Annotated in this window: 13 protein-coding genes; 9 read left to right on the forward strand and 4 right to left on the reverse strand. The window is 70.9% G+C overall.

The features are described from left to right. Positions 1-5: 5 nt before the first annotated feature. From AC5P09_RS06325 to AC5P09_RS06350, 6 genes are all read left to right on the forward strand, one after another. A complete protein-coding gene (locus AC5P09_RS06325) occupies positions 6-1,637 on the forward strand; it encodes a sugar phosphotransferase (protein ID WP_493872836.1) in 1,632 nt (543 codons plus the stop codon). Beyond that, positions 1,634-3,409: a stealth family protein gene (locus AC5P09_RS06330; protein ID WP_493872837.1), complete on the forward strand. Its 1,776-nt coding sequence runs from the start codon at positions 1,634-1,636 to the stop codon at positions 3,407-3,409. The genes AC5P09_RS06325 and AC5P09_RS06330 overlap by 4 nt, the downstream gene beginning before the upstream one ends. Further along, on the forward strand, positions 3,406-5,502 hold the full coding sequence (locus AC5P09_RS06335; protein WP_493872838.1) for a glycosyltransferase family 4 protein: 2,097 nt from the start codon (positions 3,406-3,408) through the stop codon (positions 5,500-5,502). The genes AC5P09_RS06330 and AC5P09_RS06335 overlap by 4 nt, the downstream gene beginning before the upstream one ends. 85 nt (positions 5,503-5,587) lie before the next feature. Continuing rightward, positions 5,588-7,555: a DUF8189 domain-containing protein gene (locus tag AC5P09_RS06340; RefSeq protein ID WP_493872839.1), complete on the forward strand. Its 1,968-nt coding sequence runs from the start codon at positions 5,588-5,590 to the stop codon at positions 7,553-7,555. 41 nt (positions 7,556-7,596) lie between these two features. Further along, positions 7,597-8,283, forward strand: a complete 687-nt coding sequence (locus AC5P09_RS06345) for a hyaluronoglucosaminidase (protein ID WP_493872840.1) — start codon at positions 7,597-7,599, stop codon at positions 8,281-8,283. A 12-nt stretch (positions 8,284-8,295) separates the two neighbouring features. Next, a complete protein-coding gene (locus tag AC5P09_RS06350) occupies positions 8,296-8,448 on the forward strand; it encodes a hypothetical protein (protein WP_493872841.1) in 153 nt (50 codons plus the stop codon). A 60-nt stretch (positions 8,449-8,508) separates the two neighbouring features. Here the strand turns inward: AC5P09_RS06350 and AC5P09_RS06355 are convergent, their stop codons facing one another. The 4 genes from AC5P09_RS06355 to AC5P09_RS06370 all read right to left on the reverse strand — a co-directional run bounded on the left by AC5P09_RS06355 (position 8,509) and on the right by AC5P09_RS06370 (position 15,419). After that, a complete protein-coding gene (locus AC5P09_RS06355) occupies positions 8,509-10,635 on the reverse strand; it encodes a 3-hydroxyacyl-CoA dehydrogenase NAD-binding domain-containing protein (RefSeq protein WP_493872842.1) in 2,127 nt (708 codons plus the stop codon). Next, positions 10,632-11,858, reverse strand: a complete 1,227-nt coding sequence (locus tag AC5P09_RS06360) for a thiolase family protein (protein ID WP_493872843.1) — start codon at positions 11,856-11,858, stop codon at positions 10,632-10,634. Before AC5P09_RS06360 ends, AC5P09_RS06355 begins: the two co-directional genes overlap by 4 nt. 121 nt (positions 11,859-11,979) lie before the next feature. Then, entirely contained in the window at positions 11,980-13,017 is a 1,038-nt protein-coding gene (locus AC5P09_RS06365; RefSeq protein ID WP_493872844.1) for a LacI family DNA-binding transcriptional regulator, read from the reverse strand. Next, positions 13,014-15,419, reverse strand: coding sequence for a glycoside hydrolase family 2 protein (locus tag AC5P09_RS06370; protein ID WP_493872845.1), 2,406 nt, complete (start codon positions 15,417-15,419; stop codon positions 13,014-13,016). Before AC5P09_RS06370 ends, AC5P09_RS06365 begins: the two co-directional genes overlap by 4 nt. A gap of 169 nt (positions 15,420-15,588) precedes the next feature. Here AC5P09_RS06370 and AC5P09_RS06375 point away from each other — a divergent pair, with 169 nt between their 5' ends. From AC5P09_RS06375 to AC5P09_RS06385, 3 genes are read left to right on the forward strand one after another with little or no spacing between them, the layout of a single operon-like run. Continuing rightward, complete coding sequence (locus AC5P09_RS06375) at positions 15,589-16,902, forward strand: ABC transporter substrate-binding protein (protein WP_493872846.1); 1,314 nt, start codon at positions 15,589-15,591, stop codon at positions 16,900-16,902. Continuing rightward, entirely contained in the window at positions 16,902-17,855 is a 954-nt protein-coding gene (locus AC5P09_RS06380) for a carbohydrate ABC transporter permease (RefSeq protein WP_493872847.1), read from the forward strand. Before AC5P09_RS06375 ends, AC5P09_RS06380 begins: the two co-directional genes overlap by 1 nt. Then, positions 17,852-18,682: a carbohydrate ABC transporter permease gene (locus tag AC5P09_RS06385; protein ID WP_493872848.1), complete on the forward strand. Its 831-nt coding sequence runs from the start codon at positions 17,852-17,854 to the stop codon at positions 18,680-18,682. Before AC5P09_RS06380 ends, AC5P09_RS06385 begins: the two co-directional genes overlap by 4 nt. Positions 18,683-18,745 lie beyond the last annotated feature (63 nt).

An 18,745-nucleotide genomic window follows, 5' to 3' on the forward strand; every position in this document is an offset into this window, starting at 1 on the left:
ATGACGTGTCGGACCCGACGTCCATGAGCTCCGCAGCCCAGGTCTACAAACGGTTCGTCCCCCAGCCGGTACGCGCCGCCGCGACCACCACGGTGCCGGTGGGCGTACGACGCAAGGTCAAGCGACAGCTGGCCCGGACCCTCGGCCGGCGCGAGGCACGGCTGCACCGCCGTGCCCTGCGCCGGGTGCGCAAGGCGGAGTTCGGCCGCTCCGAACGCCGTACCAAGGCGCCCGACGGCAGGCTCGGCCACGTCCACACCGGACTCACCGTCGACCTGGCCCGCCGGCTCGACCACGACCTGGTCACCCACGCCCTCGACACCGCCGACATCCCCTGGTTCGCCGTACCCGCGCTCGACGACCGCCGCATCTGCCTGGCCGTCGACCAGCAGGACAAGGGCGCCGTCCGCCGGGTGCTACGCGCGTTGCTGGAGGAACACACCGGCTATGTGGTCTCCGTGTCCCCGGCGCAGAACGACACCTCGGACCTCCCGGGCAGCCATGTGAAGGCGTGGAAGCACTACGCCAAGGCCAAGGTCATCCGCCTGACCTGGCTGCGCACCGACCCCACCGAGCACCTGTGGACCGGCGAGGACCAGGGCATCGAGATCGAGTTCTGGACCACCGACACGAAACTGCCCCAGGAACGCCTCGTCGGCCCCCGCCCCAACCGGGTCCAGCGATCCGTGCCCAGCGACGCGCCCGGCGTCGAGATCGGCATCGACCGGCTGTGCGGCTACGCCGACATCGACGGTGACCTGGAGCCGACGATCACCCTGGAGACCTTCGACGTCCTGCGCCTCGAAGAGATCACCTTCCCCGTCGACGCGGTCCTGCTGTGGCAGCACCCGACCCCCTGGGGCGAGGAACTGCTGCGCGCCGCGCTGCGCTCCCTGCACCAGTACGCCCCCTGGGTGGACGTCGTCCACGTGGTCGCCGAGGCCGAGCCGCCCGCCTGGCTGAAGGCCGGCGACCGGCTCACCGTGGTCCGCGCCCGGCCGGGCGCCGAGTGGTACCTGCACCAACTGCCCGACCTCGCCGAGCACTTCCTGCTGCTGCGCCCCGGCGCCCTGTTCGGCCGGCCGGTCCGCCCCTTCGACTACTTCACGCCGACCGGCTCGACCCGCCCCCGGCGCGGCCCCTGGAACGCCCAGGAGTCCTTCGCGCCGTGGACCCGCGCCGCGTACTCCGCCACCGGCCGGGTCGCCTCCCACGGCTACGCGCACGGCCCGCAGCCGCACCGCGTCAAGACCCTCGCCCGGCTCGCCGACAGCGGGGCCGCCCCGCTGCCCCTCGACGACGGGCAGCGGCTGCCCGTCGTCCCCGGCACTCACCCCGTGGACGGCATGGTCCACCACGTCGGGCACACCGCCGGACTCGCCGAACCCTCCGGGGAGGCGTCCGTGACGCTGCACGGCGCGCTGCCCGGCATCGCCTCCCACCTCACCCGGCTCCTCGTCCGCCGCGACACCCAGCAGATCCAGTTCCTCGGGCTCGGCACGGAAGAGGCGCGCACCCGGGGCGGCACCAAGGCGGTCGTGCGGTTCCTGCGCCGCTACCTCCCCGTCCCGAGCGTCTTCGAGCAGGACGCCTCCCACCCCTCCCACTCCTCGGACAAGGCGGACCACCGGCCGTGAGCATGGGCAACCCCGAGGCAACCGCCGCGGTCGGGGCGTACCGCACCCTGATCCCCGCCGGGCTCAGACGCCGTATCGCGCGCCGGGTCCCGATCCGGCTGCGCATGGCGCTCAAGCACCTGCTGCGCCGGCTGCACGCCCTCGGCCTGGTGATCCGCGTGGTCCGCGGCATCCGGGCCCGCCGCCGCTGGCCGCACCTGTTCGGACCGGGCGAGCGGCTCGCCGCGCTCGCCGGACACAGCGCCCGGATCGCCCTGGTCCGGCCGACCGTCTCGCCGCTCGGGCTGCGCGAGGCCAACCTCGAACTCGTCGTCACCGCCCTGGAGAAGGCAGGCGTCGACTACTTCGCGATCCGCGGCACCTCCGACTTCCGCTCCTGCCTCGCCGTCGCCGAGGGCGACCGGGACCGGGTCGCCGAGGCGTTGCGGCGCTGCGCCGAGCACAGCCCCGTCTACCTGCGCGCCTGCCGGGGCGAGGCCGCCCAGGGGCGGACGGCGCTGGCCGGCTCCCGGCCCGGCCGCCACCTCGCCGACACGGCCGCCGTGCTGCGCGTCGGCATGATGTGGAGCGACCCGGCCGGCTCCCTGCTGCTGGGCCTGGAACACGGCTGCGACATCGAGTTCTGGCGGCCCGAGGAGGGACGCCTGCGGGCCCCGCGGCCCAACCGCGTCACCGAGGACGTCGCCCTCGACGAACCCCGGGTCACCGTCCCGGTCAGCCGCCTCACGGGTTTCGCCGCCCTGCACACCCGCCGCACCCGCTCGGTGCGCACCATCCGGCCGTGCGCCGACCCACTGCCCGAGGACGTACGGTTCCCCATCGACGTCGTCTACACCTGGGTCGACGGCAGCGACCCCGCCTGGCAGCACCGACGCGGCGGCTACGGCGAGGGCGGCTACCACACCGAGTCCGCCAACGCGGCCCGCTACATCAGCCGCGACGAACTGCGCTACTCGCTGCGCGCGCTGGAGCAGAACGCCCCCTGGGTGCGCCACGTCTTCCTGGTGACGGACCGACAGCGCCCTGTCTGGCTCAACGACAGCCACCCGCGCGTCACGGTCGTCGACCACACACAGATCTTCGAGGACCCGGCCGCGCTGCCCACCTTCAACTCGCACGCGATCGAGAGCCGGCTGCACCACATCAAGGGCCTGGCCGAGCACTTCCTGTACTTCAACGACGACATGTTCCTCGGCAGCCCGGTCACCCCCGGCGACTTCTTCCTGTCCAACGGCATGACCCGCACCTTCTTCTCGCCGTCCCAGGTGCCCCGCTGGGACCCGAGCCCCGTGGACCGCCCCGTCGACGCGGCCGGCAAGAACAACCGGCGGCTCCTCCAGGAGCACTTCGGCACCGCCATCGTGCAGAAGCTGCGGCACGCCCCCTACGCGCTGCGCCGCAGCGTCCTCCAGGAGATCGAGCACACCTTCGCCGACGAGCACCTACGCACCTCGCGCAGCCGGTTCCGCAGCGCCAGCGACATCTCCATCCCCTCCTCGCTGTACCACTACTACGCCTACTTCACCGGCCGGGCCGTGCCCTCGAACATCAGCTTCGCCTACCTCGACCTCGCCAGACCGGAGATCCAGCGCCGGCTCGGCATCCTGCTCGCCCGCCGCAACCGGCAGGCGTTCTGCATCAACGACACCCTCTCCGACGGCCACGACACCGACCGCCAGACGGCGATGCTCCGCCGCTTCCTGGAGTCCTACTACCCCGTGCCGAGCCCCTTCGAATGGAAGGACGGACGGAAGGAGCGTGAGGTCCGGTGAAGATCTCCTTCCTGATCAACAACATCTACGGCATCGGCGGCACCAACCGCACCGTCATCAATCTCGCCGAGGCGCTCGCCGTCCGCCACGAGGTGGAGATCGTCTCGGTGTTCCGGCGTGCCACCGCCACCAAGTTCGAGATCTCCCCGCGCATCACCGTCCGCGCCCTGGTCGACCTGCGCCCCGGCTCCGCCGACCGCGACGCCGCCGGCAGCGACGAACCGAGCGAAGTGGTGCCGCGCCAGGAGGAGTTCTACGCCCAGTACAGCCGGTTCACCGACGGCCGCATCATCCGTGACCTGGAGAAGACGACCGCCGACGTCGTCGTCGGCACCCGGCCCAGCCTCAACCTCTTCGTCGCCGCCCACACCCGCGACGGCGCCCTGCGCGTCGCCCAGGAGCACATGACCCACCTGGCCATCCCGCCGGCGGTGCGCGCGGAGATGGCCCGGGTCTACCCGCGTTTGGACGCCATCACGACCGTCACCGAGGCCGACGCCCGCTCCTTCATGGAGAACACCCCGATCCCCGGCATCCCCGTCGTCGGCATCCCCAACAGCGTGCCCGAGCCGGCCGTCGCCCCCTCCGACGGCACCCGCAGGGTCGTGGTCAGCGCCGGCCGCATGCACCAGATCAAGCGGTACGACCTCCTCATCCGCGCCTTCTCCACCCTGGCCGAGGAGTTCCCCGACTGGCAGCTGCGCATCTACGGCGACGGCGGCGAGGCCGGCAAGCTGCGCACCCTCGTCACCGAACTCGGCCTGACCGGGCGGGCGTTGCTCATGGGCGGCTTCTCCCCGATCGAGTCGGAGTGGGCCAAGGGCTCCATCGCGGCCGTCACCTCCAGCGCCGAGTCCTTCGGCATGACCCTGGTCGAGGCGATGCGCTGCGGCCTGCCCGTGGTCTCCACCGACTGTCCCGTCGGCCCCCGCGAGATCCTGCGCGACGGCGAGGACGGCTTCCTGGTGCCCAACGGCGAGGTCGAGGGCATCGCCTGGGGCCTGCGCCGCCTCATGGCCGACGAGCCGCTGCGCCGCACCATGGGCGCCGCCGCCCTGCGCAACGCCGCCCGCTACGACCCGGCCGCCGTGGCCGACCGCTACCTGGAGCTCTTCGAGGACGCCGCCCGCCGCCGCGCCGCCGCCCAGCGCGGCTACCGCGCACCCGCCGCGGGCCGCAGGACCGGCGCCGACCAGCTCACCGTGGAGCCGGTCGCCCTCGGCGCGACCGTCGTCGACGTCACCGCCGACGACGCGGGCTGGCTGCGGTTCAGCGCCGACGGGCCCGCCGAGGGCCGCCGCCGCTGGCAGTTCGTCCTGCGTCACAAGCCCGTCGACGGCGTACGCCGCCCCGACCTGCCCCTGCGCACCTCGCGCAAGGACCTCGACAACGGCGGAACCCACTACAGCGCCGTCCTCACCCCGTCGGCCCTCGACGAACTCGGCGACGGACGCTGGCAGGTGACCATGGGCGCCCCCAAGACGTCCCACGTCCACATGAAGGCCGGCGTCCGCGACACCCGCGCCCTCATCGACGCCCGCGCCCGTCTGATCGCCCGCCCGCCGTCCGGCCCCATCGGCTGGAACCTTCCCTACGCCCAGCCGAACGGCCGGCTGATGCTGCGCACGGTCCTGCGCGAGGAACACGCCGAGTGCACCGGCGTCGACGTCGGCGACGGCGCCGTCACCCTGCGCGGTGTGCTCTGCGGCGGACGCCGGATCGAGGCCGGCGCGCTGTTCATCGTCAGCCGCCGCGGCCGGCACCGACAGAGCTTCTCCGTGCCCGTGCAGGTCACCGGCCGCCAGGCGTTCCGGGCCGAGGCACCCCTGCGCAGAGTCGTCGACCACCGCCTGGAACGCTGGGAGGACTGGGACTGGTGGCTGCAGCCCGACCCCTTCGACCGGCGCAAGGTGCGCGTGTGCCATGTGCTGGAGGACTTCCCCGACGTCAAGGGCGCGTACGTCTACCCGTCCGTCCCGCTGGTCGGCGACGAGCCCTCGGCGTACGCGGTGGTCCACCCGGCCCGGCCCGTGTGGGTGCGGCCGTACTGCTCGGCCTCGGGGGCGATGGCCATGAACGTGGTCGACCGATGAACGCGACCCGCACCGACGAGACGGCCGGAAGGGCCCGATGAACACGACGACCCAGATGACCACGACGCCCGGCCGAGGAGGCCCGATGACCGCCGTGACCCGAACCGTCCTCCATGTCGTCGCGCACCAGGACGACGACCTGTACTTCATGAACCCCGACCTGGTCCGCTCCCTCCAGGACGGCGACCGGATCGCCACGGTGGTCCTCACCGCGGGCGAGGGCGACGGCATCAACGTCGACACCAACGAGCCCCAACGGCGCGCGGTAGCGCCGGACTTCGCCCGCTACAGCACCGAGCGGGGCTGCGGACTGCGCTCCGCGTACGCCCGCATGGCCACCGGCAACCGCGACCATCCCTGGCAGCGCGAGCCCGTGGACCTGGTGCCCGGGTTCGCCACGGAGCGGTTCACGCTCGTCGGCCACGACCAGGTGAGCCTGTACTTCCTCCAGCTGCACATGGGCGCGCCCACCGAGCGCGGCACCCGCACCCGGCTCCACGAACTCTGGGAGGGCGCCCTGCGCACCCAGGCCACGCTCCCGGTGCACGGCTGCACCGTGGGCGAGGTCCAGCACGTCACCCGCGAGCAGGTGATCGGCGGACTGGCCGCCCTGCTCGGACACCTCCGGCCGACCACGGTGCGCACGATGGACCCCGACCCCGAACACGACGGCGGGCGACCGGAGTTCGTGTGCTCGGACCACGTCGACCACACCACCACCGCCCAGTTCGCGCTCGCCGCCCTGGCCCGGCACCGCGAGGCCGGCCACAACCCGGTCGTCGAGCACTACCGCGCCTACGCCAACCGCTTCTGGGGCTACAACCTGGACTCGACCGCGGCCACCGAGAAGGCCGAGTACCTGGCGACGTACGCCGGTCTCGACGCCCCCACCGTCTGCCCGCACGGCACCTGCCAGACCTGCGGCGACCGGCAGCTGGGGCCCGACCCGTTCCGCAGCACGCACATGATGAGCGCCGCCTACCGCTACTCGCCGACCACGAACTGGCTGCGGCTGGGACCGGGCGGACGGCTCAACGCCTTCGGGGTACTGGCCGGCCGCCTCGCCTTCTGGACGGAGACCGGCCCGGGCAGCGGCGAGTGGAAGGGGCCCTACGTCCTGGGCGACGGCTGGATCGCGCCCACGCTCGCCGTGACCGGGCTGCCCGGCGGCCCGGCCGAGCTGGTCGGCCTGCGCCGGCAGCACGTGGTGGGTGGCGGAGTGACCGTCGACGTCGTGCACACGGCCCAGGACCCCGGCGGCGACGGCTTCAACGGCTGGCAGTCCCTGGAGAACCCCGACTGGGCGAACGGCGACGGCCGCCGCCAGCGCGAGGCGGGCGTGCCCTCGGCCGCCGTCGACGCGGCCGGCCGGCTGCATGTCTTCGTCCGCAACTTCGACCAGGGCATCAGCCTCCGCCGCCGGGACAGCGACGGCGGCTGGGCCCCGTGGGAGAACCTCGGCGGCAGCTTCGTCCAGGACGCGGGCACCGCCCTGACCACCGAGCGCGGCACCGTCGAGCTGTACGTGCCGGGGAAGAACTCGGTGTGGCGCTGGCACCAGACCGAGCCCGGCGGTGCCTTCCTCCTCGACGACACCCTCAAGACCGGCCGGCCGGCGACCGGCGGGATCACCGCCGTCGACTCGGGCGGCGGCCGCACCTGCCTCTACTTCCGGGAGGCCGGTACCCAGCAGGTCATGGCCTACCGCCAGCACGCCGACGGCCGCTGGCCCGGTTCCGGCGCCGGAGTCGGCGGCCACGGCGGCACGGGCGCCGTCGCCGCGCTGTGGGCGCCCGAACGCGGCGCCCGCGAGGCCTTCCTGGCCCACCGCGGCAGCCGCGGCCGGCTCGTCGTCTCGCTGCCCGACCGGGACAAGGACGTCTCCGGCACGCACTGGCACGAGTCCGGCGAGATGGTCGCCCACGCCCCGGCGATGGCGTACGACGCGACGGGCGCGCTGGTCGTCGCCGTCATCGGGACGGACGGGAAACTGCACACCCGCCGCCAGCTCGCGCCGACGGCGGGCAGTCCGCTGGGACCCTGGCGTCCCTGACACGATCGCTCCACCATCCGACACGGAAAGCGAGTACACGCATGGCAGTTGGACGAAGAGTGTTCCTGGGCGGCTTCACCGCGGGCGCGGTGACCGTCGCGGTCGGCGGCGCGGAGACGGCGGCGGCCGCGGCGGGGTACACGGACTACGCCTCGCCGGCCAACTTCTGGAGCACGTCCACCACGGACCCCACGGTGGCCATCAACCTGGCGGCCACCTCGGGGCCCGCGACGGCGCTCAACGTGACCTCGAAGAACCCGCAGACCTCGGCCATGAACCTGACCGGTACGGAGACCGGCCGCGGGACCCTGAAGATCTCCCATGTGGGGTACGCCGACGGCTCGGACCCCGGCTCCTCCGCCCTGTCGATCGACCTGCTGACGGCGGGCACCGCCGCGCAGGGCATCTTCCTCACCTCGACCAACGGCCCGACCACGGGCGCCCTGATGGTGCTGCGGAACACCCCGGGCCGGGACGACTTCGTCGTCAAGGGCAACGGCCTGACCGGCATCAACATAAGCCGCGGGGACAAGCCCCTGTCCCAGCTCCACGTGGTCCAGGGGGCCGACGCGCCCTCGGCCATCCTCGCCGAGGGCGCGGTGCGGCTCGCGGACGTCGACGCGGAACCGACCAACGCGCCCGCCACGGCCGGCGGCGGCTCCCTCTACGCCCAGGACGGCAAGCTGTACTGGAAGGGCGTCGGCGGTACGCCCACCCGGCTGGCGTGAGGGAGGACGAGCGTGCAACTGACCCCCGAGCAACTCGTGTCCGAGTTCCACGACGCCGTCATGGAGCTGTACTTCGCCCGTAAGCGCATCAACGCCCTGGAGGCGGAGAACACCGAACTGAGGGCACGGCTCGCCGCGGCCGAAGAGAACGACTCCACCGAATGACAAGAGGGCCTCCGCCAAAGGCGGAGGCCCTCTTCACACAGGCACTTCACACAGACGCTGTCACGCCGGAACCGACGCCACGCCCGGAGTCAGGAACCGCTTCCCGGTCACGCGCTCGGAGACACCCTCGCGGTCCAGGTACGGCGTGATGCCGCCCAGGTGGAAGGGCCAGCCGGCGCCCGTGATCAGGCAGAGGTCGATGTCCTGGGCCTCGGCGACGACGCCCTCGTCGAGCATGAGCCCGATCTCCTGCGCCACCGCGTCCAGGACGCGGTCACGGACCTGCTCCTCCGTCAGGACCACATCGCCCTGCTTGAGCAGCGCGGCGACCTCCGGGTCGAGCTCCGGCTTCCCGGAGTCGTACACATAGAAGCCGCGCTTGCCCGCCTTGACGACGGCAGCGAGGTTCGGGGAGACCGTGAAGCGGTCCGGGAAGGCCCGGTTGAGGGTCTCGGACACGTGCAGACCGATCGCGGGACCGACCAGCTCCAGGAGCACCAGCGGCGACATCGGCAAACCGAGCGGCTCGACGGCCTTCTCGGCGACCTCGACCGACGTGCCCTCGTCGATGACGTTCTGGATCTCGCCCATGAAGCGGGTGAGGATGCGGTTCACGACGAACGCCGGGGCGTCCTTCACCAGAACCGCGGTCTTCTTCAGCTTCTTGGCGACACCGAACGCGGTGGCGAGGGAGGCGTCGTCGGTCTGCTCGCCGCGGACGATCTCCAGCAGCGGGAGAATCGCGACCGGGTTGAAGAAGTGGAAGCCCACGACCCGCTCGGGGTTCTTCAGCTTCGAGGCCATCTCGGTGACCGACAGCGAGGAGGTGTTGGTGGCGAGGACCGCATGCGCCGGGGCGACCGCCTCGACCTCCGCGAACACCTGCTGCTTGACCCCGATCTCCTCGAACACGGCCTCGATGATGAAGTCCGCGTCGGAGAAGCCCTCGGCCTTGTCCAGCACACCGGTCACCAGCGCCTTGAGGCGGTTGGCCTTGTCCTGGTTGATACGGCCCTTGCCGAGCAGCTTGTCGATCTCGGCGTGGACGTAGCCCACACCCTTGTCGACGCGCTCCTGGTCGATGTCGGTCAGCACGACCGGCACCTCCAGGCGGCGCAGGAACAGCAGCGCGAGCTGCGAGGCCATGAGGCCCGCGCCCACGACGCCCACCTTCGTCACCGGACGCGCCAGGTTCTTGTCCGGCGCACCCGCCGGGCGCTTGGCGCGCTTCTGGACGAGGTTGAACGCGTAGATACCGGCGCGCAGTTCGCCGCCCATGATCAGGTCGGCGAGCGCCTTGTCCTCGGCGTCGTAGCCCTGCTGGAGGTCGCCGTTCTTGGCGGCGGCGATGATGTCGAGGGCGCGGTAGGCGGCCGGAGCCGCCCCGTGCACCTTGCTGTCCGCGATGAACCGGCCCTTGGCGACGGCCTGGTCCCAGGCCTCGCCGCGGTCGATCACCGGACGCTCGACCTCGACGTCGCCCTTGAGGACGTTGGCCGTCCAGAGCAGCGACTGCTCCAGGAAGTCGGCGCCCTCGAAGATCGCGTCGGCGATACCGAGGTCGAAGACCTGCTGACCCTTGAGCTGCTTGTTCTGGTTGAGCGAGTTCTCGATGATCACCGAGACGGCCTTGTCGGCACCGATCAGGTTCGGCAGCAGGGTGCAGCCGCCCCAGCCCGGGACCAGACCGAGGAAGACCTCGGGGAGCGAGAAGGCGGCGATCGCCTTCGACACCGTGCGGTACTTGCAGTGCAGGCCGACCTCGACGCCGCCGCCCATGGCCGCGCCGTTGTAGTACGCGAAGGTCGGCACGGCGAGGGCCGACAGCCGCTTGAAGACCTCGTGACCGCCCTTGCCGATGGCGAGCGCGTCGTCGTGGTTCTTCAGGAGCTCGACGCCCTTGAGGTCCGCGCCGACCGCGAAGATGAACGGCTTGCCGGTGATGCCGACACCGACGATCTCGCCGGCCGCGGCCTCCTTCTCGACCTGGTCGACGGCGGTGTTGAGGTTCGCCAGCGAGGCCGGGCCGAAGGTGGTCGGCTTGGTGTGGTCCAGGCCGTTGTCAAGGGTGATGAGCGCGAAACGGCCCGCACCGAACGGCAGGTCGAGGTGGCGTACGTGCGCGGACGTCACGACCTCGTCGGGGAACAGCTCGGCCGCGCCCTTCAGGAGTTCAGCGGTGCTCACTTGTCGCCTCCGGCGTCCTTGTGGTGCGGGTTCTCCCAGATGACCGTGGCGCCCATGCCGAAGCCGACGCACATGGTGGTGAGGCCGTAACGGACCTCCGGCTGCTCCTCGAACTGGCGGGCCAGCTGCGTCATCAGCCGGACGCCGGAGGAGGCCAGCGGGTGACCGTAGGCGATCGCGCCGCCGTACTGGTTGACGCGCGCGTCGTCGTCCGCGATGCCGTAGTGGTCGAGGAAGGCCAGGACCTGGACGGCGAAGGCCTCGTTGATCTCGAAGAGGTTGATGTCCTCGATGGCCAGGCCCGCCTTGGCGAGGGCCTTCTCGGTGGCCGGGATCGGGCCGTAGCCCATGACCTCGGGCTCGACGCCCGCGAAGGCGTACGAGACCAGGCGCATCTTGACCGGCAGGTTGTTCTCGCGGGCGAAGTCCTCGCTCGCGATGAGGGAGGCGGTCGCACCGTCGTTCAGACCGGCCGCGTTGCCGGCGGTGACCCGGCCGTGCACACGGAACGGCGTCTTCAGACCGGCCAGGTTCTCCAGCGTGGTGCCCGGGCGCATCGGCTCGTCGGCGGTGACCAGGCCCCAGCCCGTCTCACCGGCCTCCGGGTTCGTCCGGCGTACGGAGATCGGCACCAGGTCGGCCTGGATCTTGCCGTTGGCGTACGCCTTGGCGGCCTTCTCCTGTGAGCGCACCGCGTACTCGTCGGCGCGCAGCTTGGTGATGTGCGGGTAGCGGTCGTGCAGGTTCTCGGCGGTCATGCCCATGAACAGGGCGGACTCGTCGACCAGCTTCTCGCTGACGAACCGCGGGTTCGGGTCCACGCCCTCGCCCATGGGGTGGCGGCCCATGTGCTCGACACCACCGGCGACGGCGACGTCGTACGCGCCGAAGGCGACACTGCCCGCGACCGAGGTCACGGCGGTCAGCGCACCGGCGCACATGCGGTCGATGGAGTAGCCGGGGACCGACTGGGGGAGACAGGCGAGGATGCCCGCGGTGCGGCCGAGGGTCAGGCCCTGGTCGCCGATCTGCGTGGTCGCGGCGATGGCGACCTCGTCGATCTTCTTCGGGTCGAGACCGGGGTTGCGCCGCAGCAGCTCCCGGATCGCCTTCACGACGAGGTCGTCGGCACGGGTCTCGTGGTAGATGCCCTTCGGGCCCGCCTTGCCGAACGGGGTACGGACGCCGTCTACGAAGACGACGTCCCTGACGGTACGAGGCACGATGGCTCTCCTCCAGAATGCGGGACGGCTCTACTGCTGCGATGCGCTGAGCGCGCGCTCAGAACCCATGCTACTTGTGGGTAACCAGGCTGCCCAGTCCCCCCGCCCCAAGCGGTGAAGGTCACACCTTCGGCGGAGCCGTGGATCCCCGCGGAGTCAGCACCGGAGTCGGCACCTGATGCGACCCGGGCCCGTCTCCCGTGATCACCCCGAACAGCGTCCGCGCCGCCTCCGCGCCGAATCCGTGCACGTCGTGGCTCATCGCGGAGAGGGGCGGATGCGTGATCCGGCACAGCTGGGAGTCGTCCCAGGCGAGCAGGGACACGTCGTCCGGCACGCTCAGCCCCATCTCCGCCGCCACCGCCAGCCCGGCCACCGCCATGATGTCGTTGTCGTACACGATGGCCGTCGGCCGGTCGGGGGCCGCCGCCGTCAGCAGCGACCGTGTCGCCCGCGCCCCCGCCTCGCCGGAGTAGTCCGTGGCCACCTGCCAGGCCCCGGCCAGTTCCAGGGCGCGGGCCGCCTCGTCGAAGGCGGCGGTCCGCATGGAGGTGTGCCCGAGGGCCGCCGCACCCCCCACCCGGGCGATCCGCCGGTGCCCGAGCGCGGCGAGATAGCGCACCGCCTCCGTCACCGCGGTGGCGTCCTCGGTCCACACGGAGGTGAGGCTGCCCGTCAGCGACGGATGCCCGACCGCGACCACCGGCATCCCGAGCCGCTCGACCGTCGCCACCCGGGGATCGTCCGCGCGGAAGTCCACGAGGATCGACCCGCCGATCTGCCGCCCCCGCCACCAGGACTCCTGCAGCCCGACCTCCTCCTCCAGACTCCGTACGAGCCTCAGCAGCAGCGAGCAGGAGTGCTCGGTCAGAACACTCTCCACCCCCGAGACGAACTCCATGTAGAAGGGTTCGAGCCCGAGCAGCCGGGCCGGCCGGCAGATCGCCAGCCCCACCACGTCCACCCGCGATCCGGCCAGTGTCCGAGCGGTCGGGCTCGGCGCCCACCCCAGCTCCCGCGCGGCCCGGAAGATCCGGTCCCGGGTCGCCTCCGACAGCCCCGGCTTCTGGTTGAAGGCGAGCGACACGGCACCCTTGGACACGCCGGCGCGCGCGGCGACCTCCTTGATGGTGATGCGGGGGGTCGGCGTTGCCGTCATCGGCCGGTCTCCATGCAGTACAGGGCTGAACGTGCCTTCTCGGCATCCGGAGTCTGCCAGCCGCGCACCCCGATGGTGACCCGTTCGCCGGGCAGCAGCGTGACCAGTCCCCGCTCGGCCCGCGCCGCCGGCTCCAGCCGGTCGGCCTGCAACAGCAGATCCCGTACGAGGGTGCCGGCCGTCACCTCGATCCCGCCCGGCACGATCTCCACCTCGAACTCCGGGCGCGGATACGGCACTTCGTGGTCCGGCACCGGGAAGTACAGGGCACGCAGCCCTCCCCCACTCTCGACTTCGCTCGAGCGGGGGGACCCCCATGCGTCCGCGACGAGGAACTCCTTGGGCCCGACGGGCTCCAGCTCGCGCGGGACGCCGATGTCGGCGACGGACCGTCTCCCGGCGGTGAACCGAACGCGGGACGACCCGATCACGCCACCCTCGACGGACATCCGACGCAGCGTCAGCGCACCGGACCATTCCTCCGCCGACTGGTTCACGGCGGCCAACACCACTGAAGAGCCGCGCACTTGAAGCGTGAGCAGCCGGTCCGCGTACACCCGCCGCAGCTCGTGGTACAGCGGCTTCTCCCGCCCGTCCCCGTCGATCGCCGCCCACGAGGTCACCGGCCAGCAGTCGTTGAGCTGCCACACGACCGTTCCCGCGCACACCGGCCAGTGCGAGCGCCAGTGCTCGATCCCGGCGGCGACCGCCCGCGCCTGATTGACCTGCATCAGGTAGTGCCAGCGGTCGAAGTCGCCCTCGGGCACGGCGAAATGGCGCGCCAGGCCCCGCTCCAGCTTGCCGTTGCCGTCGTCCGCCTTCTGGTGGTGCAGCATGCCGGGGGAGTCGGACGCGAGCTCCTCGCCCGGCAGCGCCCGCCGCAGCGTGGCGTACGCGGGCGGCCCCTGCCAGCCGAACTCGGCGACGAACCGGGGCACGTTCGCGCGGTACTCCGCGTAGTCCTCCCGGTTCCACACCTCCCACGAGTGATGCGTACCGTGCGCCGGATCGTTCGGATGCCGGTCCCACGATCCCGACCAGGGGCTGCCCGCCGTATACGGCCGGGTCGGATCCAACTCGGCCACCACGCGCGGCAGTACGCCCAGGTAGTACCCCTCGCCCCAGGAGTCCCCGGCCAGCCGCTCCTCCCAGCCCCAGTCCCGGAACCCCCACAGGTTCTCGTTGTTGCCGTTCCACAGCACCAGCGAGGGATGCGGCATCAGCCGTACGACGTTCTCGCGCGCCTCCGCCTCGACCTCGCCCCGCAGCGGCTGCTCCTCCGGGTAGGCGGCGCACGCGAAGGGGAAGTCCTGCCAGACCAGCAGCCCGAACTCGTCGCAGGCGTCGTAGAATTCCTCGCTCTCGTAGATCCCCCCGCCCCACACCCGCACGAGGTCCACACCGGCGTCGGCCGCCTGCCGCAGCCGCTCCCGGTACCGGTCCCGGCCGATCCGGGACGGGAACACGTCGTCCGGAATCCAGTTCACGCCGCGCGCGAAGAGCCGCTCGCCGTTGACGACGAAGGTGAACCCGCTGCCGTGCGCGTCGGGCCGCCGGTCCAGCTCGACGGTCCGGAAGCCGATCCGGCGCCGCCACCCGTCCAGCGCGCGGTCCTCGTGCACAAGCGTCAACTCGACGTCGTACAAAGGCTGTTCGCCATACCCGCGTGGCCACCACAACCGCACGTCCGGCACGTCCAGTCGTACGACCCCCCGCGTCCCGTCGATCCGGGCACGCGCCCGCACGCCGCCGACCGTGGCCTCCACGGACAGCTCGGCCTCGACCCGGGAGCGCTCGACGTCCACGTGCAGCTCGACCCGCCCCCGGCCGTCCTCGACGGTCACCAGCGGCCGCACCCGGGCCACCCGGGCCGTCGACCAGCGCTCCAGCCGGACCGGCCGCCAGATCCCGGCCGTGACCAGGGCCGGCCCCCAGTCCCAGCCGAAGGAGCAGGCCATCTTGCGGATGTACTGATACGGCTCGGCGTACGCGGCGGGCCGCTCGCCCAGCGTCCCGCGCACCGCCTCCGCCTCGGCGTACGCGGAGCCGAACCGCACCGAAAGACGCCCGCCGAGCCCGGTCACGTCGAAGCGGTACGAGCGGTGCATGTTCCTCGTGCGGCCCAGGAGCCTGCCGTCGAGGCGGATCTCGGCCGCGGTGTCGAGACCGTCGAAGACGAGGTCGGTCTGCTCGTGCCCGTTCGTCGCCGCGAGCTGCGTCTCGTACGTCCACTCGCGCCGCCCCACCCAGGCCACCTCGACCTCGTCGCGCCCGAGAAAGGGATCCGGGATCACCCCCGCCGCCAGCAGGTCGGTGTGCACACAGCCCGGCACCGAGGCCGGCAACGCGGAGCCCTCGTGGCGCAGGATCCAGCCCTCGGTGAGCGGTGTGGCCTCCAGCATGCGCGCTCCTAAACCGTTTCAGCCGTGTACGCGGTCCCATGTTTGCAGCCTTGGCGAAATAGGGACTTTACCGGTTCAGAAAGCGCTGTCAGAGTGCCGAATCAGCCAACCCAGCAATCCGTACGTGCTCGTCCGTCCCTGGAACGTCCCTAGAACGGAGCTGATGCACATGAACCGCCGTCACATCCTCGCCATCGCCGTGGCAGCCGCCCTGCTGGTCCCCGGCTGCACCGGCACCGGAGGCACCTCGAAGGGCGCCGACGCCAAGGCACCCGACGACCCGTCGAAGGTCAGCGGGACCATCAAGGTCCTCACCCAGCGCACCGATCTCGTCTCCGACGGCACGATGAAGAAATACGCCGCCGAGTTCAACAAGACGTACCCGAAGGTCAAGGTCGAGTTCGAGGCCCTCACGAACTACGAGACCGAAGTCAAGATCCGTATGAACACGGAGAACTACGGCGATGTGCTGCTGATCCCCGCGGTCATCAAGAAGGACGACTACCCGAGGTTCTTCGCCTCGCTGGGCACCGAGGCGGAGCGCAGCAAGAAGTACCTGTTCACCGACTACACCACCGTCGACGGCAAGGTCTACGGCCAGAGCCCGATCGGCGTGATCCCCGGCTTCCTCTACAACAAGCGGGTCTGGCAGGAGGCCGGCGTCACCGACTGGCCCGCCACCCCGGCCGAGTTCCTCACCGACCTCAAGGCGATCAAGTCCAAGACGGACGCGGTGCCGTACTACACCAACTTCGCCGCCCAGTGGCCCCTGTCCCAGTGGACGCAGGTCAACGGCTCGGTCAACTGCGACCCCCAGGCGTCCACGAAGCTCGCCGAGGGCGACCCGTGGGCCGAGGGCGCCGACCTGCGCGTCGGCGACCAGCTCCTGTACGACACCGTGCACGAGAGCCTGATCGAGAAGGACCCGACGACCACCAACTGGGAGGAGTCCAAGCCCCGGTTGGCGAAGGGCGAGCTCGCCACCCAGTGGCTCGGCACCTGGGCGATCATCCAGTTCCAGGACGCCGCCCGGCAGGCCGGGGCCAGCCCCGACGACATCGGGTTCATGCCCTTCCCGGCCAAGGTGGACGGCACGTTCTGCGCGGTGATGGCGCCCGACTACAACCAGGCCGTCAACGTCCACTCCAAGAACAAGCCGGCCGCCCGCGCCTGGATCGACTGGTTCACCGACAAGTCCGGCTACGACAAGGACAACCTGGCCATCTCGCCCCTCAAGAACGCACCGCTGCCCGAGGTGCTGAAGCCGTACGAGGACGAGGGCGTGAAGCTCATCGAGCTGGACGACAGCGCGGGAGCCAAGGTCAAGCAGATCGACAACCAGTCCGAGGTCGGCATCTACGCCCCCGAGTACCGCCAGAACCTCGTCGACCTCGCCCGCGGCGCGAAGAAGGGCAGCCTGGACGACTTCTTCGCCGACCTCAGCACGCGCTGGACCCAGACGCAGCAGACGCTGGGGTCCTGATGACGGACACCACCCAGAAGGCGGCCGTGAAGGCCGCCACGGGGGCGGCGCCCGCCGCCCCCGCCCCGGCCCCCGCACCACGCAGGACGCGCGTATGGCGCGGAGTGACGCCCTGGCTGTTCCTGATCGCCCCGCTCGCCCTGCTGATCATCTTCACCTACGCGCCGATCGCCAACATGCTGGCGTACAGCTTCACCGACTGGGACGGCGTGAGCCCCGAGCTGCACTACACGGGCTTCGAGAACTACACGGAGATCTTCACCAGGGAGGACCTCTTCCGGGTCTTCTTCGTCAGCGGCTACTACCTCGCCGCCTCCGCCGTCCAGATCGTCGCCGCGCTCTACTTCGCGACGATCCTCAGCTTCAACATCCGCTTCCGGAACTTCTTCAAGGGCGTGCTCTTCTTCCCGTACCTGATCAACGGGGTCGCGATCGGCTTCGTCTTCCTCTACTTCTTCCAGGACGGCGGCACCCTCGACGCGGTCCTGTCCCTCTTCGGCGTCCACACGGACCACGCCTGGCTGGGCACACCGGTCTCCGCCAACACGTCCCTCGCCGGGGTCTCGATCTGGCGCTACCTGGGCCTGAACTTCGTGCTCTTCCTCGGCGCGATCCAGTCCATCCCCGGGGAGCTGTACGAGGCGGCCGAACTGGACGGCGCGAACCGCTGGCACCAGTTCCGCTACATCATCGCGCCCGGCATCAAGCCGGTCCTCACTCTGACGGTGATCCTGTCCATCTCCGGCTCGCTGTCGGTCTTCGAGGTCCCGTACATCATGACCGGCGGGGCGACCGGCACCGAGACCTTCGTGATCCAGACGCTGAACCTGGCCTTCCGCTTCAACAAGACGGGGCTCGCCTCGGCCGCCGCGGTCGTGCTGCTGCTGATCATCCTGCTGGTGACCTGGGTGCAGCGCCGCCTCGTCCCGGACGACAAGGTGGACCTCGCATGACACGCCGGACCGTGGCCCGCACGCTCGTGTACCTCTCGCTGATCGCCGCGACGATCCTCGTCCTGCTCCCGCTCGGCGTGGTCCTGCTGACCTCCCTCAAGTCCTCGAAGGAGTTGGCGGGCGGCAGCGGCGCGCTCTCGCTCCCCGACAGCCTCTTCAACGTCGACAACTACGTGACGGCGTTCCAGGACGGCCGCATGCTCACGGCGTTCACCAACACGGCGATCATCCTGGTCGTCGCCATCGGAGGCACCGTCCTCATCGGCTCGATGACCGCCTACGCCATCGACCGCTTCACCTTCCGCTTCAAGAAGCTGGTGGTCGCGCTCTTCCTGGTGGCCGCGCTGGTCCCCGGGGTGACCACCCAGGTGGCGACCTTCCAGATCGTCAACAGCTTCGGGATGTTCGACTCCCTGTGGGCGCCGATCGCGCTCTACATGGGCACGGACATCGTCTCGATCTACATCTTCCTGCAGTTCGTACGGTCCATCCCGATCTCCCTCGACGAATCGGCCCGCCTCGAGGGCGCCAACGCCTTCACGATCTACCGGAAGATCATCTTCCCGCTGCTCAGGCCCGCGATCGCGACGGTCGTCATCGTGAAGGGCATCACCGTCTACAACGACTTCTACATCCCCTTCCTCTACATGCCCTCCGAAGATCTTGGCGTGATCTCGACGTCCCTGTTCCGCTTCCGCGGCCCCTACGGCGCCCACTGGGAGGTGATATCGGCGGGAGCGGTCCTGGTGATCCTGCCGACGCTGATCGTGTTCCTGTCGTTGCAGCGGTTCATCTACAACGGCTTCATGCGAGGAGCGACCAGGTGAGGTGTCTGTCAGGGGCGCGGGGCTGTATCAATGTGCGGCTCCGCCGCGTGGGCGCGACCAGCC

The organism is Streptomyces sp. a15, from assembly GCF_059026085.1.